Raw genomic sequence first — 17,163 nt, 5'->3', positions numbered from 1 at the left:
TCTTCTTAGCGGTATTCGTGTGCCAGAACCTGCTCGATTAGTTCCTTCTCTTCTGGGATGAGGGTGGTAAGTAGCAGTTCGAAGAAGCCTCTGGTATTGACGTTGGTGCAGATATGTCCGTTTTGCGGCAGGGACGGGAAGCGCTTCTTTCGGGCGACTTGTGAGCGCCCTCGGCAGATGCCATCCAGCGCGATCTCGATGCTGGCACTTTCGGTTTCTACGAGGGAATCGTCAATGAGTTTGGCGATTGCTAGGACATCGCATAGTTCGGCGCCTAGCGCCTTTTGCGTATCCCAATAGAAATCAGCGTATTGCTGGGTAATTTGATAAAGGAATTGGGCGTTCTTGGAATCTGAAAGGCGGCGAAGTAACTCGCGCGTGCCCGCTGTTATGAAGGCTTGTTCGGTTGCGTCCAGCCCGACCAGGGTGATTTTCTTGAAGCCGGCGTTCATAACCGCAGCTGCGGCCTCTGGATCGAACCAGAAGTTGAATTCTGCAGACGGAGTGACGTTGCCGGGGCCCTCTGCGCCGCCCATAAGCAGTACTTCTGGTACCCGCTCTGGCAAGGTCGGGTCTATCTCTAGAGCCTTGGCAATGTTAGTTAGGGGGCCGATGGGAACGAGCGTTATTTCGCCAGGGTGGGCCTTTGTGTGATCCACGATGAATTGTGGGGCGTCGGTTCCGGCAATTTTTCTGTCTGCCGGGTCTAGGTGCACCTGTCCGGTACCGGATTCGCCGTGAGTGTCGTCAGCGTACTGCTCTGCAGCTCCTGCTAGCGGATGAGCCGCACCTTGATAAACAGGAATGTCGCCTGCCTTTGCGAAATTCAGTATTCCGAGGGCGTTGGCCGTCGTCTTTTCCAGGGGAACGTTGCCGCCCACGGTGGTTAGCGCATCGATGCATACTTCCGGATGTGTAGAAGCAAGAAGAATGGCAATAGAATCGTCAATGCCGGGGTCGGTGTCAATAATTACGTGGCGCATGTGCATTCCTTTCGACTCCCCACAAGTGTACGTAGTAGCAGGCTAATTATTCTGGTGTAGTGGTCGAGATGTGGCCGATTCGGAAGCGGTGGGGAAAATCTGCCAGTATAAATACCAGTGTATGTTTTCGCCCCGGAGGTTTTTATGGGCTCTCTAGCTGACGGCATTTTGGCAGTTGCTGACTGGGTTACGTTGCACATCACGATGTGGGTGTTGCTGGGCGTGGGGATATTCCTAACGATCATTTCCAGGGGCATGCAGTTCCGCCATCTGGGGGCCATGTTCAAGGCGGTGTTGTCCTCTCGTACCGATGCGAAGGGGGGAATTTCTTCCTTCCAGGCCTTCACGATCTCTCTTGCGGCTCGCGTTGGTGTTGGCAACGTTTTCGGCGTTGCAGCAGCCCTGTTGATGGGAGGGCCGGGAGCCGTCTTCTGGATGTGGGTAGTGGCTCTTGTCGGCATGGCTACTTCCTTTTTTGAATCGACGTTGGCGCAGATTTATAAGGTGCGCCAGGCAGATGGAACGTTCCGTGGGGGGCCGGCCTACTACATGTGGAAGGGCGTTGGCTCTAGAGCCTATGGGGCTGTTTTTGCGATCATCGCGATTGTCACCTGCGGTGTAGTAATCACTTCCGTGCAGTCGAACGCGATTGCCTCCACAATCATGTGGACGATTCCGGGCGCTAACAAGTGGATTATTGCCGCTTTGATCTTCGCGTTCGCAGGGCCGATAATCCTGGGGGGAATTCGTTCCGTGGCCCGGGTTACCGAGTGGATGGCGCCGATCATGGCAACGGTTTACGTAGTTATCGCCTTCATTATCTGCTTGATTAACCTGCCGCAGATCCCTGCCTTGATTGGCCAGATTGTAGAGTCTGCTTTCAATGGGGCGGCACTGGGTGGCGGTGTCGGCGGCGGCATCATGGCTGCAATTATCAACGGTACAAAGAGGGGCTTGTTCTCGAATGAGGCAGGGCAGGGTACCGCGCCGAATGCGGCTGCTACAGCTACTGTGTCTCATCCGGTAAAGCAGGGATTCATTCAGGCTCTCGGTGTGTTTGTTGACACCGTGATTGTGTGTTCCGCTACCGCTTTCATTATTCTTTTGGCCGGCCCGAAGGTGTGGAGCAAAGAGGGCGTCGATCCGTCTAATCTGACGGCGTACGCGGTGGCAGATCAGATCGGCCAGTGGGCGATGGTGCCGATGGCGTTGATGATTTTCGTCCTGGCCTTTAGCTCTGTAATTGCAGCTTATGTTTACTCAGAAGTGAATATGTCTTTTGTCACCGACGCGAAGTGGGCTAGGAATCTGGTTCGCGTGGTGTGTGTGGCCTCTGCCTGTCTGGGAGCGGTGGTTTCGTTGCCCGTCCTGTGGAACTCGGTAGATATCGCCATGGCTGTTATGACGGTGACGAACCTAGTGGCGATTGCGCTGCTGTGGAAGTGGGTCGCCGGCGCACTGCGGGATTATGAAGCACAGACACGCGCAGATAAGGATCCGGTATTTGTTGCTACCGACAACAAGTTCTTGCCGGATGTTCTCAAGGGAGATGTGTGGGTGCGTAGAGAGGATTAGTTAGCTTTCTAATCTGATTCTCATAGGTGCAGTTGACAGCCAAAAGGTAAAGATTTCTTCTCTATTTTGTAAAAGTAAATTTCACTCTGGCCTATTCTTGGAGTTACCTTTAACCAGTATTGACACGACTAATAGTTAAGTAACACCGAGAGGACTTAGCGTGGACGATTCCGCCAAACCCGGCAGCTTCTATGACAGCTTCACAAAGATCAACGAGTCGATCTCAGGATTTTTGGACAACGTCTACGGACACTCCATTGTCTGGGTCCTGATCGTGTTACTGCTGGGGGCGGGTGTTATCTTCACTATCCGCTCCCGCTTCATGCAGATTCGCATGTTCCCGCACATGGTCAAGGTGATCTTGGGCTCTCGAGACGGAGCTAAGGGAGGCATCTCTTCCTTCCAAGCTTTCGCAATCGGGCTTGCCGACAGGGTAGGGACCGGATCCATTGCGGGGGTGGCCCTTGCAGTAGTGGCTGGTGGCCCGGGAGCGGTGTTCTGGATGTGGGTAGTTGCCGCTGTTGGTATGGTGACTGCTTTCATCGAAGCAACGCTCGCGCAGCTTTACAAGGTACGCAATGGGGACGGGACGTTCCGAGGCGGACCGGCTTACTACATTCAGCGTGGCTTGGGAAGTCGTGGTTGGGGGATCGTCTTCGCAATACTGCTGATATTCGCATATGGCTTCAGTTTCGAGATGATTCAATCCAATTCGATTAGCCAGCTCGCGCACACTTCCTTTGGTATTCCGCCGTGGGCCAGCGCGTTGGTGCTAATTTTGATGACCTTGCCGCTGGTACTTGGCGGAGTCAAGCCGATCGCACGCTTTTCCGAATTGTTGGCACCCGCAATGGCCCTGCTGTACGTGCTGATGGGCATCATGGTGATGGCGTTGAATTACCAGCGTATTCCGTCCGTGTTCAGCGAGATCTTTGCCGGTGCATTTGGACAGGGCACCTACGTTCCTCCAGCAGTTGCTGGCGCCACCGGTGCTTTTGTTGCCGCAATTACTACCGGTATTAAGCGTGGCCTGTTCACTAACGAGGCAGGCATGGGGTCTGCGCCAAACGCTGCAGCTACCGCGACTGTGTCGCACCCCGTTACCCAGGGCATGGTGCAGTCTCTAGGCGTTTTTGTGGACACCATGCTGGTGTGTACCTCGACCGGATTCATAATCCTCATGTCTGAACCTTTCTGGAATCCCGATCGCAGCGCAGACCTAGACGGAACGGCGCTAACATCGACTTCTCTAGTTACCTCCTTGGGAGGAGCAGGCCACGTTGAAGGAATCGTGGCAATCCTGGTCATGGCAATGATGATTTGTTTCGGGTATTCCACAATCTTGGGTAACTACACCTACGCAGAGACGAACTACAGGTTCATTGTCGGCCTAAAGAGGTCGACGCTACCTCTGAAAATTCTGGTTATTTTTGCCACTGCGCTTGGCGCCGTGCTTCCGCTAGTTGCGGTCTGGTCCATCGCGGACTGGGCAACAGCGCTAATGACCATCGTGAACTTGGTCGCAATCCTCCTTCTGGGCAAGTGGGCCTTGGGGGCACTGCGCGACTACCAGGCGCAGCTAAAGGAGGGGAAGATCCCTGAGTTCCAATCTCTAGACAACCCGCATATGCCTGGTGAACTTCCAACTTCTGTGTGGCATGTTAAAGGTGGCCACGAGGAATCGTGGGCCGAGATGGAAGCAGAGAGCCACGACTTGAATGAGGCAAAATGAAGGTTGCACGTTTTTCTACCGGAGATTCCCCGATGTTCGGAGTTTTCGAGGACGACGCTAAGCAGATAGTGGCACTTAAGAACGACCCGCTCTTTTCCAAGGTGGAACCGTCCGGGCTCCTAGTGCCTTTTGAAGAGGCAAGGTTTCTTTCGCCGGTAATCCCACGGTCAAAGGTAGTAGGGGTCATCGGAAACTATCCGTTAAGTGGAGCCGAAGAGGCCGGGCAGCCTGCAGAACAGCCGCCGCTGTTCTTGAAGCCGAACACCTCGGTGATCGGCCCGGATGATCCGATCGTGCTGCCAAAATTCTCTGCAGAAGTAGAGCAAGAGGCGCAGCTCGCTGTCGTGATCAAGACTTTGGCGAAAGATATCCCTGTCGAGCAGGTCGACCAGGTAATTATGGGCTACACCATTGCTAACGATGCAACTGCCCGAGACACGCAGCGGCAGGATGGGCAGCTTACCCGGGCAAAAGGATGGGATACCTCCTGCCCGGTAGGTCCTTGGATTGTTGTAGATCCGAAGCTGGACCCGGATAACTTGCATATTGAATGCAGGGTAAATGGCTCGGTGCGGCAGTCGGCCAGCACAGCCGACATGAAACACTCGGTGCGGGAGCTGGTCTCCTATGTCTCTAGCGTTTTCACACTACTGCCAGGGGATATAGTCCTGACTGGCACGCCAGCGGGCGCCGGCCCAATGGATGCTGGGGACACTGTCGAGTGCGAGATAGAAAATATCGGCACGTTGAGAAATCAGGTGCTTCGCCGATAACTCCGATGCAGGGGAGCAGAACGGTAAGTCCCCTAAAGCGTTAGCTGTCAATGGAAAAGGGGGATGGGCTCGGCCAAGGCCGGGCCCATCCCCCTAAAACTATTCTTGGTCCCCTAGTTAGCGAAGGCTGCGAGTATACGAGAGACCATATCTTCCAATACCGGCGTGGGTGAGGCCAGATTTAGTCTGAAGAAGCGCGAGTAATCTTCTCCCAGCTCGTGGCCGGCATTTACCGCCACCGCCGCTTTGGAAGCGATGAGTTCAGCGGGATTGTTGACCTCGTAAGCGCTCGCATCCCACCACGTCAGATAGGTTGCCTGTGGGCTGGTGCAGCGGAGCCGGGAGCCGGAATCCGCAAGTAGCTCCTGTACGCGCACAGAATTCTTCACTATGTAGGCATTGAAGTCATCCAGCCAGTCACGCCCATCCCGGTAGGCGACGCATGCTCCTAGAGCTCCGAGTGGGCTAGCCCCACTAGCTAACAACTCCGATCCGCGGGCAAAACGCTCTTTAAGAGTGCTGCCAGCGATGTACCACTGCGCACAATTGAGCCCCGGAATGTTCCACCCCTTTGATGCCGCGGTTGCAGTTACCGTCCGAGAAGCCGTCTGCTCACTTAGAGAAGCAAAAGGAATATGGGTACGGTCTGCATGTACCAGAGGGGAGTGGATCTCGTCGCTGAAAACAATTGCCTGCGGGTGTTTGTGCACCACGCTAGCTAGCTCAACCAATTCTTCGCGAGTGAAAGTCTGGCCGGTCGGATTCCAGGGATTGCACAGGATCAACAACTGTGCGCCCTCGGAAAAAGCACGGTCGATCCGCTCCAGGTCGAGCTTGTAACGGCCATTTGCATCAACGTGTGACGGAACTTGAATAGTGGCCCGGAAATGGGAGCCGGGAATGGTCAGGAAGGGCATATATGCAGGAGTAGGAACAATAACCGGGGTGCCTTTGTCGGTTAATTGTTCAATTACTTGATGCAGTACAGAAAGGACGTCGGGGGCAATGCCATAACAGTCCTCGGCTAGCGTTACGCCAAAACGGTCTGCTTGGAACTGCCTACATTCATAGAGCGTGCGCTCGACTAGCCAGGTAGGCATGTAGCCCAGAAAGTTGTTCGAGATCGCCTCGTGGAGTGCGGCCTCCACCTGCGGGGCAGTACCAAAGTCTGCTTCGGCGATCCACGCCCCGTCCAACAGGGATTCGCCCATACGCATGGACCACTTCCTTGTTGCCCTACCACGTAACTGCTCAATAGAAAGCGAATCCGCTTTTCGCGAGAAATCTGCGAGCGACACTTGCCCCTCCAGCGACTAGTTCTTCATTTTTCCCTATTATGAACTACTCGCGAATATTCCATGTTGGTTAGAGGCCGCGGTTCGAAGATCTGGCCGGCACGCGGTACGCTATAGGCATTATGAGCACTGAAAAAACGCCAGCGACAGGCAGTGATGTTCGCGTTCGTTTTTGTCCGTCTCCGACCGGCACCCCTCACGTAGGGATGGTACGCACATGCCTGTTCAACTGGGCATATGCGCGCCACACGGGCGGCACTTTCATATTCCGTATCGAAGACACGGATGCGGCCCGCGACAGCCAGGAATCATTCGACCAGATCATTGAGTCTTTGAAGTGGATGGGTCTGGACTGGGACGAAGGGATCGGTGTGGGAGGTCCCCACGAGCCCTACCGGCAGTCCGAAAGAATGGACATCTACAAAGATGTAGCCAAGAAGCTTATTGATGCGGGTTATGCCTACGAATCCTATTCGACTCCGCAGGAAATCGAGGAGCGACACAAGGCCGCTGGTCGTCCTCCGAAGCTGGGCTACGACGGTTATGACCGCAACCTGACTGCTGAACAGATCGCGGCTTTCAAAGCCGAGGGGCGCAAGCCTGTTTACCGTATGCGCATGCCAGATGAAGACGTTACTTTCACTGACCTGGTGCGCGGCGAGATCACATTCAAGGCAGGAACTGTACCGGATTACGTGATTCTGCGGGCGAATGGGGATCCACTTTATCCTCTGGTAAATCCCATCGACGATGCTCTTATGGACGTGACGCACATTCTGCGCGGGGAAGACATTCTGTCTTCTACTCCCCGCCAGATTGTCATGTACCGGGCGCTAATGGAGCTCGGTATCGCAAAGCGAATCCCCGAATTTGGGCACTTGCCGTATGTCATGGGAGAGGGGAATAAGAAGCTATCTAAACGAGATCCGAAGTCCAACCTTCTGCTCCATCGCGAAAACGGGATGCTCCCAGAAGGGCTACTGAACTACTTGGCATTGCTCGGTTGGTCTATCGCGCCAGACCGGGACATCTTCGACAAAGAAGAGATGATCAAGGCCTTCGATATTCACGACGTGAACCCCAATCCGGCTCGCTTTGACCAGAAGAAGTGCGTCGCGATAAATGCGGAGCATATCCGCAGGCTAGACGTTGAAGATTTCCGTGCCCGCCTAGTCCCGTACCTGCATGAAGGCAAGGTCGTCTCCGCTCCTTCCTGGGATGACCTGACTGAACAGGAACAGTACTTGCTTGGCGAAGCTGCCCCTCTTGCGCAAACTCGTATCCAGCTGCTGGGCGAGGCTGTCGATCTACTGCGGTTCCTCTTCATTGATGGCGAGGAACTCACGTATAACGAGAAGGCAGTTCGAAAACTGAAGGACTCTGCTCCGCAGGTTCTTGCCCAGGCAGCTAAGACTGTTGAGGCCCTGCCTGAAAGCCAGTACACGGTGGATGGTATTCATGAAGCTCTAACAGAGTCCATAATCGAGGGCCTGGAATTGAAGCCTAGGGTTGCGTTTGGGCCACTATTCGTGGCAATGACCGGGACCAATGCTTCGATCCCTGTTTTCAATTCGATGGTTATCTTGGGCCGTGAAGAGACACTGAAGCGGCTGAATGCTGCTGCACAGATGTTGCAGAAATAGCCGATAAACAAATAGCTGGGGAGCAGGCATCGCCTGCTCCCCAGCTTTTTGGGCCCAAATTCCCTTACCAGCTTTTCTGAATGTGCCCAAGAGGGGGCAAATCGGCATAAATAACGCAGTTCGTAGGTGCGCGGGGGGTTCTGGTTTTTCGTAACACTTAAGTCCTTTTAATGTTTCCCCACCTTCTACCGCATAATCCTTCTACCTGGGCAAACAGGGGTAAATGATGAGGTGAAGCGCGGTTGGGGTAGCTTGCAGTGTAAGACTTACGGCCTAACGGCCATGCAACAGGATGGTTCTAATTTGGTAGCGACTGCAACGTATACCGCCCCGGACGCCCCGGTTATTGGTTCACTCTTCCTATCTGCAATAGTGGGACTCATTCCCTTGGCGGTATTTTTCATCCTCCTAGGAGCTTTCAAGGTCAAGACGCATTGGTGCGCACTTATTTCCTTGGTGGCTTCACTACTGGTAGCTTGGCTGAGTTTCAAGATGCCGCTTTCCCTTGCTCTGCTATCTGCTAGCCAGGGGTTGGCCTTTGGATTCATGCCAATTTTGTACATTATTATTGCCGCGGTCTGGCTGTACAACCTGACCGTGGAATCGGGTCGCGGAGACGACGTACGTGCGACCTTCAACCTTGTCGGACGTGGCGATCGCCGTGTCCAAGCACTTATCATTTCGTTTAGTTTCTGCGGGCTGCTAGAAGGGCTGGCTGGTTTTGGCGCCCCCGTGGCAATTGTTGCTGCGATGCTAGTGGCAATTGGAATTAAGCCGATTAAGGCGGCTCTTGTCACCATTGCTGGTAACGCGATCAGTGTTGGCTACGGCGCTATGGCAATTCCGGTGACTACCGCCGGGCGACTGGGGGGAGTAAAGGCTACTGAGGTAGCCAGCCAGATGAGTCACCTCACTCCAATAATTGCGTGCTTCATCCCGGTCCTGCTGCTGTTTATGCTAGACGGGATACGCGGTCTGAAGCAGCTGTGGCCAGCGGCGCTCGTAGCTGGAGCGGTCACTGCGCTGGGACACTTCTGGTGCGCTGGATTCTTCTCTTATGAGCTCACTTCTGTGCTTGCTTCACTGCTTGGCTTTGGCGCAGTTACTGCACTTATGCAGGTGTGGCATCCGCATACCCCGGAAGAGGAATGTACTGAGGGGACGTCCGAGCTGACCGCTTCTAGGGCAGCACTGGCTCTAATGCCGTACTGGTTGGTCGTACTGGTCTTTGCCGTGGCTAAGCTGTGGACGGTCGGTGTTGACATCCCAGGTCTACTTGCTTCCACGGATATCAAATTCGGGTGGCCCGGGCTAGATGGAAACCTGGTCAACAAGGCCGGAGAACCGCTCGCAGGAACTACGTTCAACCTGCAGTGGCTATCCTCTCCTGGCACCCTAATCGCGATCACCGCTTTAGTAGTAGCGGCGGTCTACAGTGCCACCTCTTCGGAGGGCGCTTTCCCGCTTACCTTCAAACAGGGAATTGCCACGCTCTTCAAGACGATCTATTCGTTGCGGATCTCGATCCTGACCATCGCCACGGTAATGGCTTTGGCCTATGTGATGAACTTCTCTGGCCAGACAGCGGTTATCGGTGCGTGGATGGCGGGTACAGGTGCGGCGTTCGCGTTCATCTCGCCGGTCCTTGGTTGGCTGGGCACTGCCGTGACCGGTTCGGCTACTTCTGCCAACGCCCTGTTCGCAGACCTGCAGTCAACCGCGGCGCACTCTGTTGGCGCAGATCCGTCATTGTTGCTCGGTGCCAACACTGTGGGTGGCGGACTCGGCAAGATCATCTCGCCGCAGAACTTGACTATCGCAGCCGGAGCTGTGGGGCAGCCCAACTCCGAGCCGCAGCTCCTCCGCAAAGCGCTGCCGATCTCACTCGTACTGCTGGTAGCCCTGGCGCTACTCGTAGGTTTTAGCTCGTTGTTGGGCTAGCACAGTAAAGAAAGGAAAACTGGTGAAAATAGCACTATTTGCCACGTGCATTTCGGATGTTATGTTTCCGCAAGCATCGCAGGCCACAGTGCATTTGCTTCAGCGTCTAGGGCACGAGGTCATTTTCCCCGAGTCACAGGGGTGCTGCGGCCAGATGCATATCAATACTGGCTACTACAACGAAGCGATGCCTCTAATCAGAAACCACGTAAAGACCTTCCAGCCCGTCCTGGACGGGGAATGGGATGCAATCGTGGTTCCGTCGGGGTCCTGCACGGGTTCTCTTAGGCACCAACAGCAGACGGTTGCGTCCTCGCTAGACGATTCCGCCCTCGCTAAGAAGGCGCAGCAGATTGCGTCGCACACCTACGAACTGTCTGAACTGTTAGTAGACGTTCTAGGACTCGAGGACGTGGGTGCCTACTTCCCGCACAAGGTTACCTACCACCCGACTTGCCACTCCCTGCGCATTGCGAAGGTGGGGGATAAACCTTACAAGCTTCTGCAAAATGTAGAAGGCCTTGAATTCGTTCGTCTGCCAGACGAAAAATCTTGCTGCGGTTTCGGTGGTACCTTCTCGCTCAAGAATCCCGACGTCTCGGCAGCGATGCTCTCGAAGAAGATGGCAAACGCAATGGCTACTGGAGCAGAGGTGCTCGTAGCCGGTGACTACTCCTGTCTGATGCATATTGGCGGTGGTCTCTCGCGCAACCAGTCGGGACTGCGCGTGATGCACCTAGCTGAAGTGCTAGCCCCAACCGCTGACGACCCGTGGACCCCGCCCTCGACTACCAATAAGGTTGGTGCGTAATGCTACAAGAGATGCTGAAAAAGAAGAAGCAAGAAGAAGCCAAGCCCCAACACAACTGGAGCCCGGGTGCAGAGATCCCAGAAGATGCGCTTCGGTGGGGAAACTACTTCGAGGATTCTGCGAAGAAGCAGCTTGCTAACTCTCAGCTGCGTCGCAATATTCGGCACGCGACTACTGCTATCCGCAACAAGCGGCAGACTCGCGTTGACGAGATGCCTGACTGGGAACAACTACGTCTAGCGGCTTCTGCAGTAAAGCAGAACACGCAGGAGAATTTGCCGGAGCTGCTCGAGGAATTCGAAAAGAATTTCACCGCCCGGGGCGGAATCGTGCACTGGGCCCGCGATGGCAAAGAAGCATGTGAAATCGTAAAGGAACTCATTGAGCAGAAGGGACTTGACGACATAGTCAAGGTCAAGTCCATGGCCACTCAAGAGATCAACCTGAATGAATACCTGGAAGCCAATGGCATTACCGCATGGGAGACCGACCTCGCTGAAATGATCGTTCAGCTAGGCGAAGATATGCCTTCCCACGTGGTGGTTCCTGCGTTGCACAGGAACCGTTCGGAAGTGCGCGAAATCTTCAAAGAGAAGATGGACAATATCCCGGCCGATATTTCTACCGAGCCTCGCGAACTTACCATGGCCGCTCGCGCCCACCTGCGCGAAAAATTCCTCTCTTCCACCCTTGCCGTGTCCGGATCGAACATGGCAATTGCCGAGACGGGAACCTTGTCGGTCTATGAATCCGAAGGTAACGGCAGGATGTGCCTTACCCTTCCCGACACTCTGATTTCGATCGTAGGCATCGAAAAGATCGTGCCTACGTTCCAAGATGCTGAAATATTTAGCCAGCTACTTCCCAGGTCGGCCACTGGGGAGCGCATGAACCCCTACACCTCAATGTGGACCGGGGTCAGCCCCGACGATGGTCCGCAGGAAGTGCACGTCATCCTTATGGACAACGGCCGTACCAAGGTGCTAGCCGACGAGGTCGCTCACGAAGCACTGTCCTGCATCCGCTGCGGTGCCTGTCTAAATATTTGTCCCGTGTACGAACAGGTTGGCGGTCACGCCTACAACTCGGTCTATCCGGGCCCAATTGGTATCTGTCTCACTCCGCAGCTCAAGAGTGCATTCAACCACTCGGATCCCGATTCGACCCTGCCCTTCGCCTGTTCGCTATGTAACGCCTGCGCAGAAGCATGTCCGGTACACATTGATCTGCCTGGCATCATTGTCGAAAATAGGCGGAAATATCAGGATGCGCACCGGAAGTCCATCCCGAATGGCTGGGACCTGTCGATGAAAGCTATGTCGAAGGTGATGTCCTCTGGAAAGAACATGGAGATGGCTGGCAAGTTGGCTACCATGGGACGTTTCCTTGGCGGTAAATCCGGCAAAATTGGGGCCGTCCCGCTTCCGGTAGCAGCCTCGTGGACGCGTATCCACGATGTGCCCGCACCGCCTAAGCAGACATTTAGAGGCTGGTGGAAAGAAACCCAGGAAGGTGAGGAGTAGCAGTGAATCGCGTAGAGAAAGATAAGGCTGCAAAAGCCGAGATCATGCGCCGCATCCGCGCAGCGCTGCAGACTAGCCAGATCCAGCCGATCGAGGTGCCCAGAGACTACCGGCGTACCGGTGAAGACGAGCCCGGCTCGCAGCCGGTAATTGAAACCTTCGTCGAAGCTTTGGAAGACTACAATGCGATCGTCGATGTAGTTACCGAGGACGAGGTTTCTGCCGCAATTGGAAAGGCCCTAGAGGGCGATGCCACAGTGGTTGTTCCCGAGGGACTAGATTCGTCTTGGCTATCGGCGGTTAGCGGCGAGGTAAAGGTAGACAAGCCGGGCGCGCAGCTGAGCCACAGGGAACTTAGTAACGTCGCTGCGGTACTTACATCCTCGCGTTGCGCTGTTTCCCATACCGGAACCATTTTGCTCGATGGGGACAAAGACCAGGGAAGGCGCGCAATCACCCTAGTGCCAGACAAGCACGTAGTATTGGTTGCAGCGAAGAATGTGTTTCCGACGGTACCTCAAGCAGTAGACCTGTTGGGGGAGCATCCCCAGCGTCCAATAACTTGGATCGCTGGTCCATCTGCTACCTCTGACATTGAGCTCGTTAGAGTGGATGGAGTCCACGGTCCGCGTACTTTGCACGTAATAATCGTGAAGTAGAAAAAGAGGCGCTCCCTTTGGAGCGCCTCTTTTTCTTAGTTATCTGCTGGTCTAGTTGTCTGTTGGCCAGTCGTCCTGCTCGTCTACATCGGAAAAGTCAGCTGGCTTAGAGACGTGTTCATCCCCGCCTCCCAATACTTCTGTCAGAGGATCGACTTGGTCGTCTCCGGTAGGAGCGTCCTTCGCGATGGAGCGAAGCTTTTCCTGTAGCTTGTTCAGCTGGGTAACCGAATCTTCTAGTTCAGTGTTTTCTACTCCCACAGTGGTCTCCTTGTTGTAGTAATGGCCACATCCAACATAGTGGAAAGGTGGCGGCTGGCACTAGCGGAGCGAAGAAAAAATTGCCGTTACCGCAAAATACCCCTGATAACTGCTGTTTACCTGCGGAAATAAATTCGTGATTAGCTGCACACTGTTTTGGTTTGGATTTCTTGGGTCTGTTGTGTAAAGTTTTGGGAGTGCCGCGGGAAACCGTTGGAAACACCGTATTGGGGTATGGTGTAATTGGCAACACAGGTGATTCTGGTTCATCCGTTCTAGGTTCGAGTCCTGGTACCCCAGCGAAGCGACCACTTAGTGGTCGTCTTAGGCCCCCGTCGTCTAGCGGCCTAGGACACCGCCCTCTCACGGCGGTAACACGGGTTCAAATCCCGTCGGGGGTACCAATAATGCTCACCACGCGGTGAGCATTTTTTATGCCGTCGGACAGGGCGGGTAGGTTTTCTTTTCGCCATTACTAGTAAACTCCTATGCGGAGTATTTGTTTTTCACGGAGGAGTATATGGCTAACATTTCCCCGGACTTGTCTTCGCGGCGTGACACGATCGCCAACTATGTGATTATGCACGGAGATATATCGGTTGAGGAGCTGGCCGATACTTGCGGGGTGTCAGTGATGACTATCTACCGTGACATATCAGTGCTAGAGAAAGCGGGGATTGTCCACCGCGAACATGGCCGGATAAGGGCTACGGCTTCCGGCTTGCACGAAGCCACCGCGCAATACCGCATGGCACAGGGGGTAGAAGAGAAGAAGCAGATGGGTAAGGCTGCAGCCGCGCTCATCCCGGCTTCAGCCTCGGTGATTATTGACGATTCCACCTCGGCTATTTGGGCTATTAGGCAGCTCGAACAAACAAGTGGCCTGTCTGTGGTCACTAACTCCCTGCTGGTGGCTCAGGAGCTGCGTGAGCGTCCGAAGAACTCCCTGTTCTTCCTTGGTGGCGAATATCAGAGCTGGGCAGAGGCTACGTTAGGGCCGCATACCATCTCCGCCCTTGAAAAGGTAGATGCGGATCTATGTCTAATTTCGGCCTCTGGTATTCGCGGAGACCAACTGTTCCACCCCTATGCGGACGTAGCGGCCGTGAAGGCGAAGATGATGCAGGCCGCGGCAAAAACGATACTTTTGCTGGATCACTCCAAGTTTGCTCGGCGGGCCCTACATAGATTTGGCTCCATAAGTGAAGTAGACACTGTGGTAGTGGATGCTGACGCTCCCGCTCAGAAGGTCGCGCAGCTCCGGGAAAATGGGGCGAAAGTGGTAGTGGCGGAACGTTAGTCCCGTCCCTTGATGTGCCTGGTGAAGTCCCTTTTCAAAAAATCACACTAAATCTGGTGTTTTTCTCAGGGGATTTGATACAGTTCCGTTGTAGTGCTTATCGCCACATCCAAAGGAGGATTCAATGGGACTACGCATCGTTGTCGCTGCCGATAGCGCCGGAGTGGACTACAAGGACGTACTAAAGAAGGATCTGGAAGCAGACGATCGAGTAGACGAAGTAATCGACGTAGGTGTAAACGGCGACGAGGACGTAGATTACCCTCACGTCGCGGTAAAAGGGGCGCGCCTAATCGCCGCGGGCAAGGCAGATCGTGGCCTATTCGTGTGTGGTACCGGTATGGGGGTTGCGATGGCTGCAAATAAGGTTCGCGGCATTCGTGCTTCCGTTGCTCATGATTCGTTCTCGGTAGAGCGGCTAATCATGTCCAACAACGCCCAGGTGCTGACGTTTGGCGAACGAGTAATTGGTCTAGAGCTCGCTCGCAGGCTAGCCAAGGAATGGTTGGGATACGAATTCGATCCGTCCTCGCACTCTGCCCCGAAGGTCGCTGCAATTGACGAGTACGACAATCAGAAAGATGCAGGCGAAGATACTGTTGCAGGATGTTAAAACGGCACCTGAAACACGCTAATATCGAATAGCGCTAGCTTGGCATGCTGAGGCATCGATGCTGATGCCTCAGCATGCCAGCTGAAATAAGGCGCACACAATAAATCTCGATCGGTCCGCCAACGAGGACGGGCCCCTAAGTTAGGTAACCAAATGACTCCAGACTTAGCTGCACAATTTGTAGAAAATATAACCATTTTTGGTGCAATTGCAGCAATCGCCGGCGGTTTTTTCGGAGCCGCAATCGGAGGTAACAACGCTTTCGGATTCACCGGAGTGTTGATCTTTTTCGCTTTCCCCATTGCTCTTGCGACTGGTTCTGCCATTGGCTTCGAATACATGGCATTCGGGCCGCTCTTCGGCCCACACGTAGCGTTTGCCGGAGGTGTGGCTGCCTCTGCCTACGCCTCGAAGAAGGGGCTACTAGATAAGACCGGATACGGCAAGGACGTAAACCAGCCACTCGCAGGACTCGGCAGGACGGACGTGCTGCTGGTCGGTGCTGCGTTCGGTTTGGGCGGTTACATCTTCCAGAAGCTGGTTGCAATGATCCCGTGGTTCGGTACTCACACTGACTCGGTTGCTTTCACCGTCTTCTGCTCGGGTATTTTGGCGCGGCTCCTATTTTCCAAGAAGTCTCCATTTGAATGGGTATCGAACCTAGGCGAGAATCGCCGCTGGCTGGAATGGCAGGAAAAGCCCAGCCAATACCTACCGCTCGGAGCCTTCTCCGGTCTACTCGGAGCCGGTGCGGTACTGGCAATGATTCACTACGTTTACGATGCCAAGCCGGAAGTAATAGACGTGATCATGGCTAATGCGCAAGGGCTTCCCTTCGCAATCTCGGCGCTATGCATTTTCCTCGTAGCCATGGGGATCAAGATGCCGGTAACTCACCACATGACGATCGTCGGGGCTCTTGCAGCAGTGAAGTTCCTGCCCGTGGTCGGATACAACCCATTCATTTGCCTGCTGGTAGGTGTCGTCTTCGGTGTACTCGCCGCATTTGTTGCTGAGGTAATGGCTCGGCTCTCTTACGACGCTGGCGACACGCACATTGACCCCCCAGCAGCTGCTATTTGGCCTTGCACCACCCTGGTTCTTGGCCTGAGCTCGTTACTTGCATAGCTGACGAGCGTACTACCCGAATATTCGAACAGGAGACACATGAGCGAGCACGAGGGCGCACCCCTTTCCTTCCCGACGGAGTTCTACGATGCCTACATCTTCGATATGGACGGCACAATCTACCTTGGTGATGAGTTACTTCCAGGTGTAGAGCGCATGATTAATGAACTGCGCCGGAGGAATATTCCGGTTCGCTTTTTGTCAAACAATCCCACCAAGGATCCTCACCAGTACGTGGAAAAGCTTGAGCGGCTTGGACTACCTACAGATATCTCAGATATAGCCAACACCGTAGTGACTATGACCAAGTGGCTGAAGAACCATCACCCTGATGCGGTGGTGTTCCCAATAGCTGAAGAACCATTGATCAAGGCTTTCAAAAAGGCCGGGATCAAGATTAGTGAGGATCCAGCCGAGATTGACTTCGTCATAGCCTCCTATGACCGCACATTCGAATATCGGAAACTGCAAATCGCATTTGACGCAATCTGGTTCCATAAGCGAGCGAAACTAATCGCCACTAACCCTGACCGTTACTGCCCATTCCCAGGTGGCCGGGGGGAACCAGATTGCGCCGCGATCATTGCGGCAATCGAAGCTTGCACCCAAACAAAATGCGAGATGGTGATCGGCAAGCCAAACCCAGAGATGCTAGTAGAGGCCATTGCGGGATTAGACGTAGATCCCAAACACTGCATCATGGTAGGCGACCGGCTAGGAACTGACATCCAGATGGCAGTGCGCACGGGCATGGTCTCTGCCATGCCTTTAACCGGGGACTCTACCTGGCAAGAAGCGCTCGCCCTCGACAAGAAAGATCAGCCGACATTCCTGATTGATCGCGCAGACCGGCTAATTCCCCAGACTACGTGGGATGATCTGGGCTGGACTGAAGACAACTGGAAATAACAAAAGTAGCTAAGGAA

General features: G+C 54.4%; 15 protein-coding genes and 2 tRNA genes. 14 read left to right on the top strand and 3 right to left on the bottom strand.

Annotation, left to right across the window (positions count from 1 at the left end; translation table 11 throughout):
- Positions 1 to 5 precede the first annotated feature (5 nt).
- On the bottom strand, positions 6 to 983 hold the full coding sequence (locus AC1EKG_RS02355; protein WP_004804535.1) for a nucleoside hydrolase: 978 nt from the start codon (positions 981 to 983) through the stop codon (positions 6 to 8).
- Between the two features lie 144 nt (positions 984 to 1,127).
- Here AC1EKG_RS02355 and AC1EKG_RS02350 point away from each other — a divergent pair, with 144 nt between their 5' ends.
- From AC1EKG_RS02350 to AC1EKG_RS02340, 3 genes are all read left to right on the top strand, one after another.
- Positions 1,128 to 2,558, top strand: a complete 1,431-nt coding sequence (locus tag AC1EKG_RS02350) for an alanine/glycine:cation symporter family protein (protein WP_004804537.1) — start codon at positions 1,128 to 1,130, stop codon at positions 2,556 to 2,558.
- Positions 2,559 to 2,718: 160 nt separating this feature from the next.
- Positions 2,719 to 4,290 (top strand): alanine/glycine:cation symporter family protein, encoded by a 1,572-nt coding sequence (locus tag AC1EKG_RS02345; RefSeq protein WP_004804540.1) that lies wholly within the window; start codon positions 2,719 to 2,721, stop codon positions 4,288 to 4,290.
- Complete coding sequence (locus tag AC1EKG_RS02340; protein ID WP_004804541.1) at positions 4,287 to 5,063, top strand: fumarylacetoacetate hydrolase family protein; 777 nt, start codon at positions 4,287 to 4,289, stop codon at positions 5,061 to 5,063. Before AC1EKG_RS02345 ends, AC1EKG_RS02340 begins: the two co-directional genes overlap by 4 nt.
- Positions 5,064 to 5,176: 113 nt before the next feature.
- Here the strand turns inward: AC1EKG_RS02340 and AC1EKG_RS02335 are convergent, their stop codons facing one another.
- Entirely contained in the window at positions 5,177 to 6,361 is a 1,185-nt protein-coding gene (locus AC1EKG_RS02335; protein ID WP_004804543.1) for a MalY/PatB family protein, read from the bottom strand.
- A gap of 119 nt (positions 6,362 to 6,480) precedes the next feature.
- Between AC1EKG_RS02335 and gltX the strand changes: the two genes are divergently transcribed.
- The 5 genes from gltX (at position 6,481) to AC1EKG_RS02310 (ending at position 12,935) form a co-directional block, all read left to right on the top strand.
- Entirely contained in the window at positions 6,481 to 8,001 is a 1,521-nt protein-coding gene (gene gltX / locus AC1EKG_RS02330) for a glutamate--tRNA ligase (RefSeq protein WP_004804545.1), read from the top strand.
- 282 nt (positions 8,002 to 8,283) lie between these two features.
- Positions 8,284 to 9,942, top strand: a complete 1,659-nt coding sequence (locus AC1EKG_RS02325; protein WP_040314693.1) for an L-lactate permease — start codon at positions 8,284 to 8,286, stop codon at positions 9,940 to 9,942.
- A 22-nt stretch (positions 9,943 to 9,964) separates the two neighbouring features.
- Positions 9,965 to 10,753: a (Fe-S)-binding protein gene (locus AC1EKG_RS02320; RefSeq protein ID WP_004804549.1), complete on the top strand. Its 789-nt coding sequence runs from the start codon at positions 9,965 to 9,967 to the stop codon at positions 10,751 to 10,753.
- Positions 10,753 to 12,276: a LutB/LldF family L-lactate oxidation iron-sulfur protein gene (locus tag AC1EKG_RS02315; RefSeq protein ID WP_053086190.1), complete on the top strand. Its 1,524-nt coding sequence runs from the start codon at positions 10,753 to 10,755 to the stop codon at positions 12,274 to 12,276. The genes AC1EKG_RS02320 and AC1EKG_RS02315 overlap by 1 nt, the downstream gene beginning before the upstream one ends.
- Before the next feature lie 2 nt (positions 12,277 to 12,278).
- Positions 12,279 to 12,935, top strand: coding sequence for a LutC/YkgG family protein (locus AC1EKG_RS02310; protein WP_004804552.1), 657 nt, complete (start codon positions 12,279 to 12,281; stop codon positions 12,933 to 12,935).
- Positions 12,936 to 12,986: 51 nt separating this feature from the next.
- On the opposite strand, the gene AC1EKG_RS02305 is transcribed toward AC1EKG_RS02310, so the two are convergent.
- On the bottom strand, positions 12,987 to 13,196 hold the full coding sequence (locus AC1EKG_RS02305) for a hypothetical protein (protein WP_004804554.1): 210 nt from the start codon (positions 13,194 to 13,196) through the stop codon (positions 12,987 to 12,989).
- A gap of 228 nt (positions 13,197 to 13,424) precedes the next feature.
- On the opposite strand from AC1EKG_RS02305, the gene AC1EKG_RS02300 reads away from it, so the two are divergent.
- The 6 genes from AC1EKG_RS02300 (at position 13,425) to AC1EKG_RS02275 (ending at position 17,146) form a co-directional block, all read left to right on the top strand.
- A tRNA-Gln gene (locus AC1EKG_RS02300) sits at positions 13,425 to 13,496 on the top strand.
- 28 nt (positions 13,497 to 13,524) lie between these two features.
- Positions 13,525 to 13,600 (top strand) — tRNA-Glu (locus AC1EKG_RS02295).
- A gap of 116 nt (positions 13,601 to 13,716) precedes the next feature.
- The gene (locus AC1EKG_RS02290) at positions 13,717 to 14,496 is read left to right on the top strand and encodes a DeoR/GlpR family DNA-binding transcription regulator (protein WP_004804556.1); all 780 of its coding nucleotides are present in this window, start codon (positions 13,717 to 13,719) and stop codon (positions 14,494 to 14,496) included.
- Positions 14,497 to 14,620: 124 nt separating this feature from the next.
- A complete protein-coding gene (locus tag AC1EKG_RS02285) occupies positions 14,621 to 15,109 on the top strand; it encodes a ribose-5-phosphate isomerase (RefSeq protein WP_004804558.1) in 489 nt (162 codons plus the stop codon).
- 153 nt (positions 15,110 to 15,262) lie between these two features.
- A complete protein-coding gene (locus AC1EKG_RS02280; protein WP_004804560.1) occupies positions 15,263 to 16,237 on the top strand; it encodes a DUF7973 family transport facilitator in 975 nt (324 codons plus the stop codon).
- A 39-nt stretch (positions 16,238 to 16,276) separates the two neighbouring features.
- Positions 16,277 to 17,146: an HAD-IIA family hydrolase gene (locus AC1EKG_RS02275; RefSeq protein WP_004804562.1), complete on the top strand. Its 870-nt coding sequence runs from the start codon at positions 16,277 to 16,279 to the stop codon at positions 17,144 to 17,146.
- Positions 17,147 to 17,163 lie beyond the last annotated feature (17 nt).

Source organism: Winkia sp. C0117E2 (genome assembly GCF_056590455.1).
This window is presented reverse-complemented; position numbering and strand designations above follow the sequence as displayed.

Excerpts from the sequence above, each read along its gene's own strand:
- AC1EKG_RS02350 (WP_004804537.1), top strand. The coding sequence starts at position 1,128 with ATGGGCTCTCTAGCTGACGGCATTTTGGCAGTTGCTGACTGGGTTACG.
- AC1EKG_RS02315 (WP_053086190.1), top strand. The coding sequence starts at position 10,753 with ATGCTACAAGAGATGCTGAAAAAGAAGAAGCAAGAAGAAGCCAAGCCC.
- AC1EKG_RS02355 (WP_004804535.1), bottom strand. The coding sequence starts at position 983 with ATGCGCCACGTAATTATTGACACCGACCCCGGCATTGACGATTCTATT.
- AC1EKG_RS02285 (WP_004804558.1), top strand. The coding sequence starts at position 14,621 with ATGGGACTACGCATCGTTGTCGCTGCCGATAGCGCCGGAGTGGACTAC.
- AC1EKG_RS02275 (WP_004804562.1), top strand. The coding sequence starts at position 16,277 with ATGAGCGAGCACGAGGGCGCACCCCTTTCCTTCCCGACGGAGTTCTAC.
- AC1EKG_RS02325 (WP_040314693.1), top strand. The coding sequence starts at position 8,284 with ATGCAACAGGATGGTTCTAATTTGGTAGCGACTGCAACGTATACCGCC.
- AC1EKG_RS02290 (WP_004804556.1), top strand. The coding sequence starts at position 13,717 with ATGGCTAACATTTCCCCGGACTTGTCTTCGCGGCGTGACACGATCGCC.
- gltX (WP_004804545.1), top strand. The coding sequence starts at position 6,481 with ATGAGCACTGAAAAAACGCCAGCGACAGGCAGTGATGTTCGCGTTCGT.
- AC1EKG_RS02280 (WP_004804560.1), top strand. The coding sequence starts at position 15,263 with ATGACTCCAGACTTAGCTGCACAATTTGTAGAAAATATAACCATTTTT.
- AC1EKG_RS02340 (WP_004804541.1), top strand. The coding sequence starts at position 4,287 with ATGAAGGTTGCACGTTTTTCTACCGGAGATTCCCCGATGTTCGGAGTT.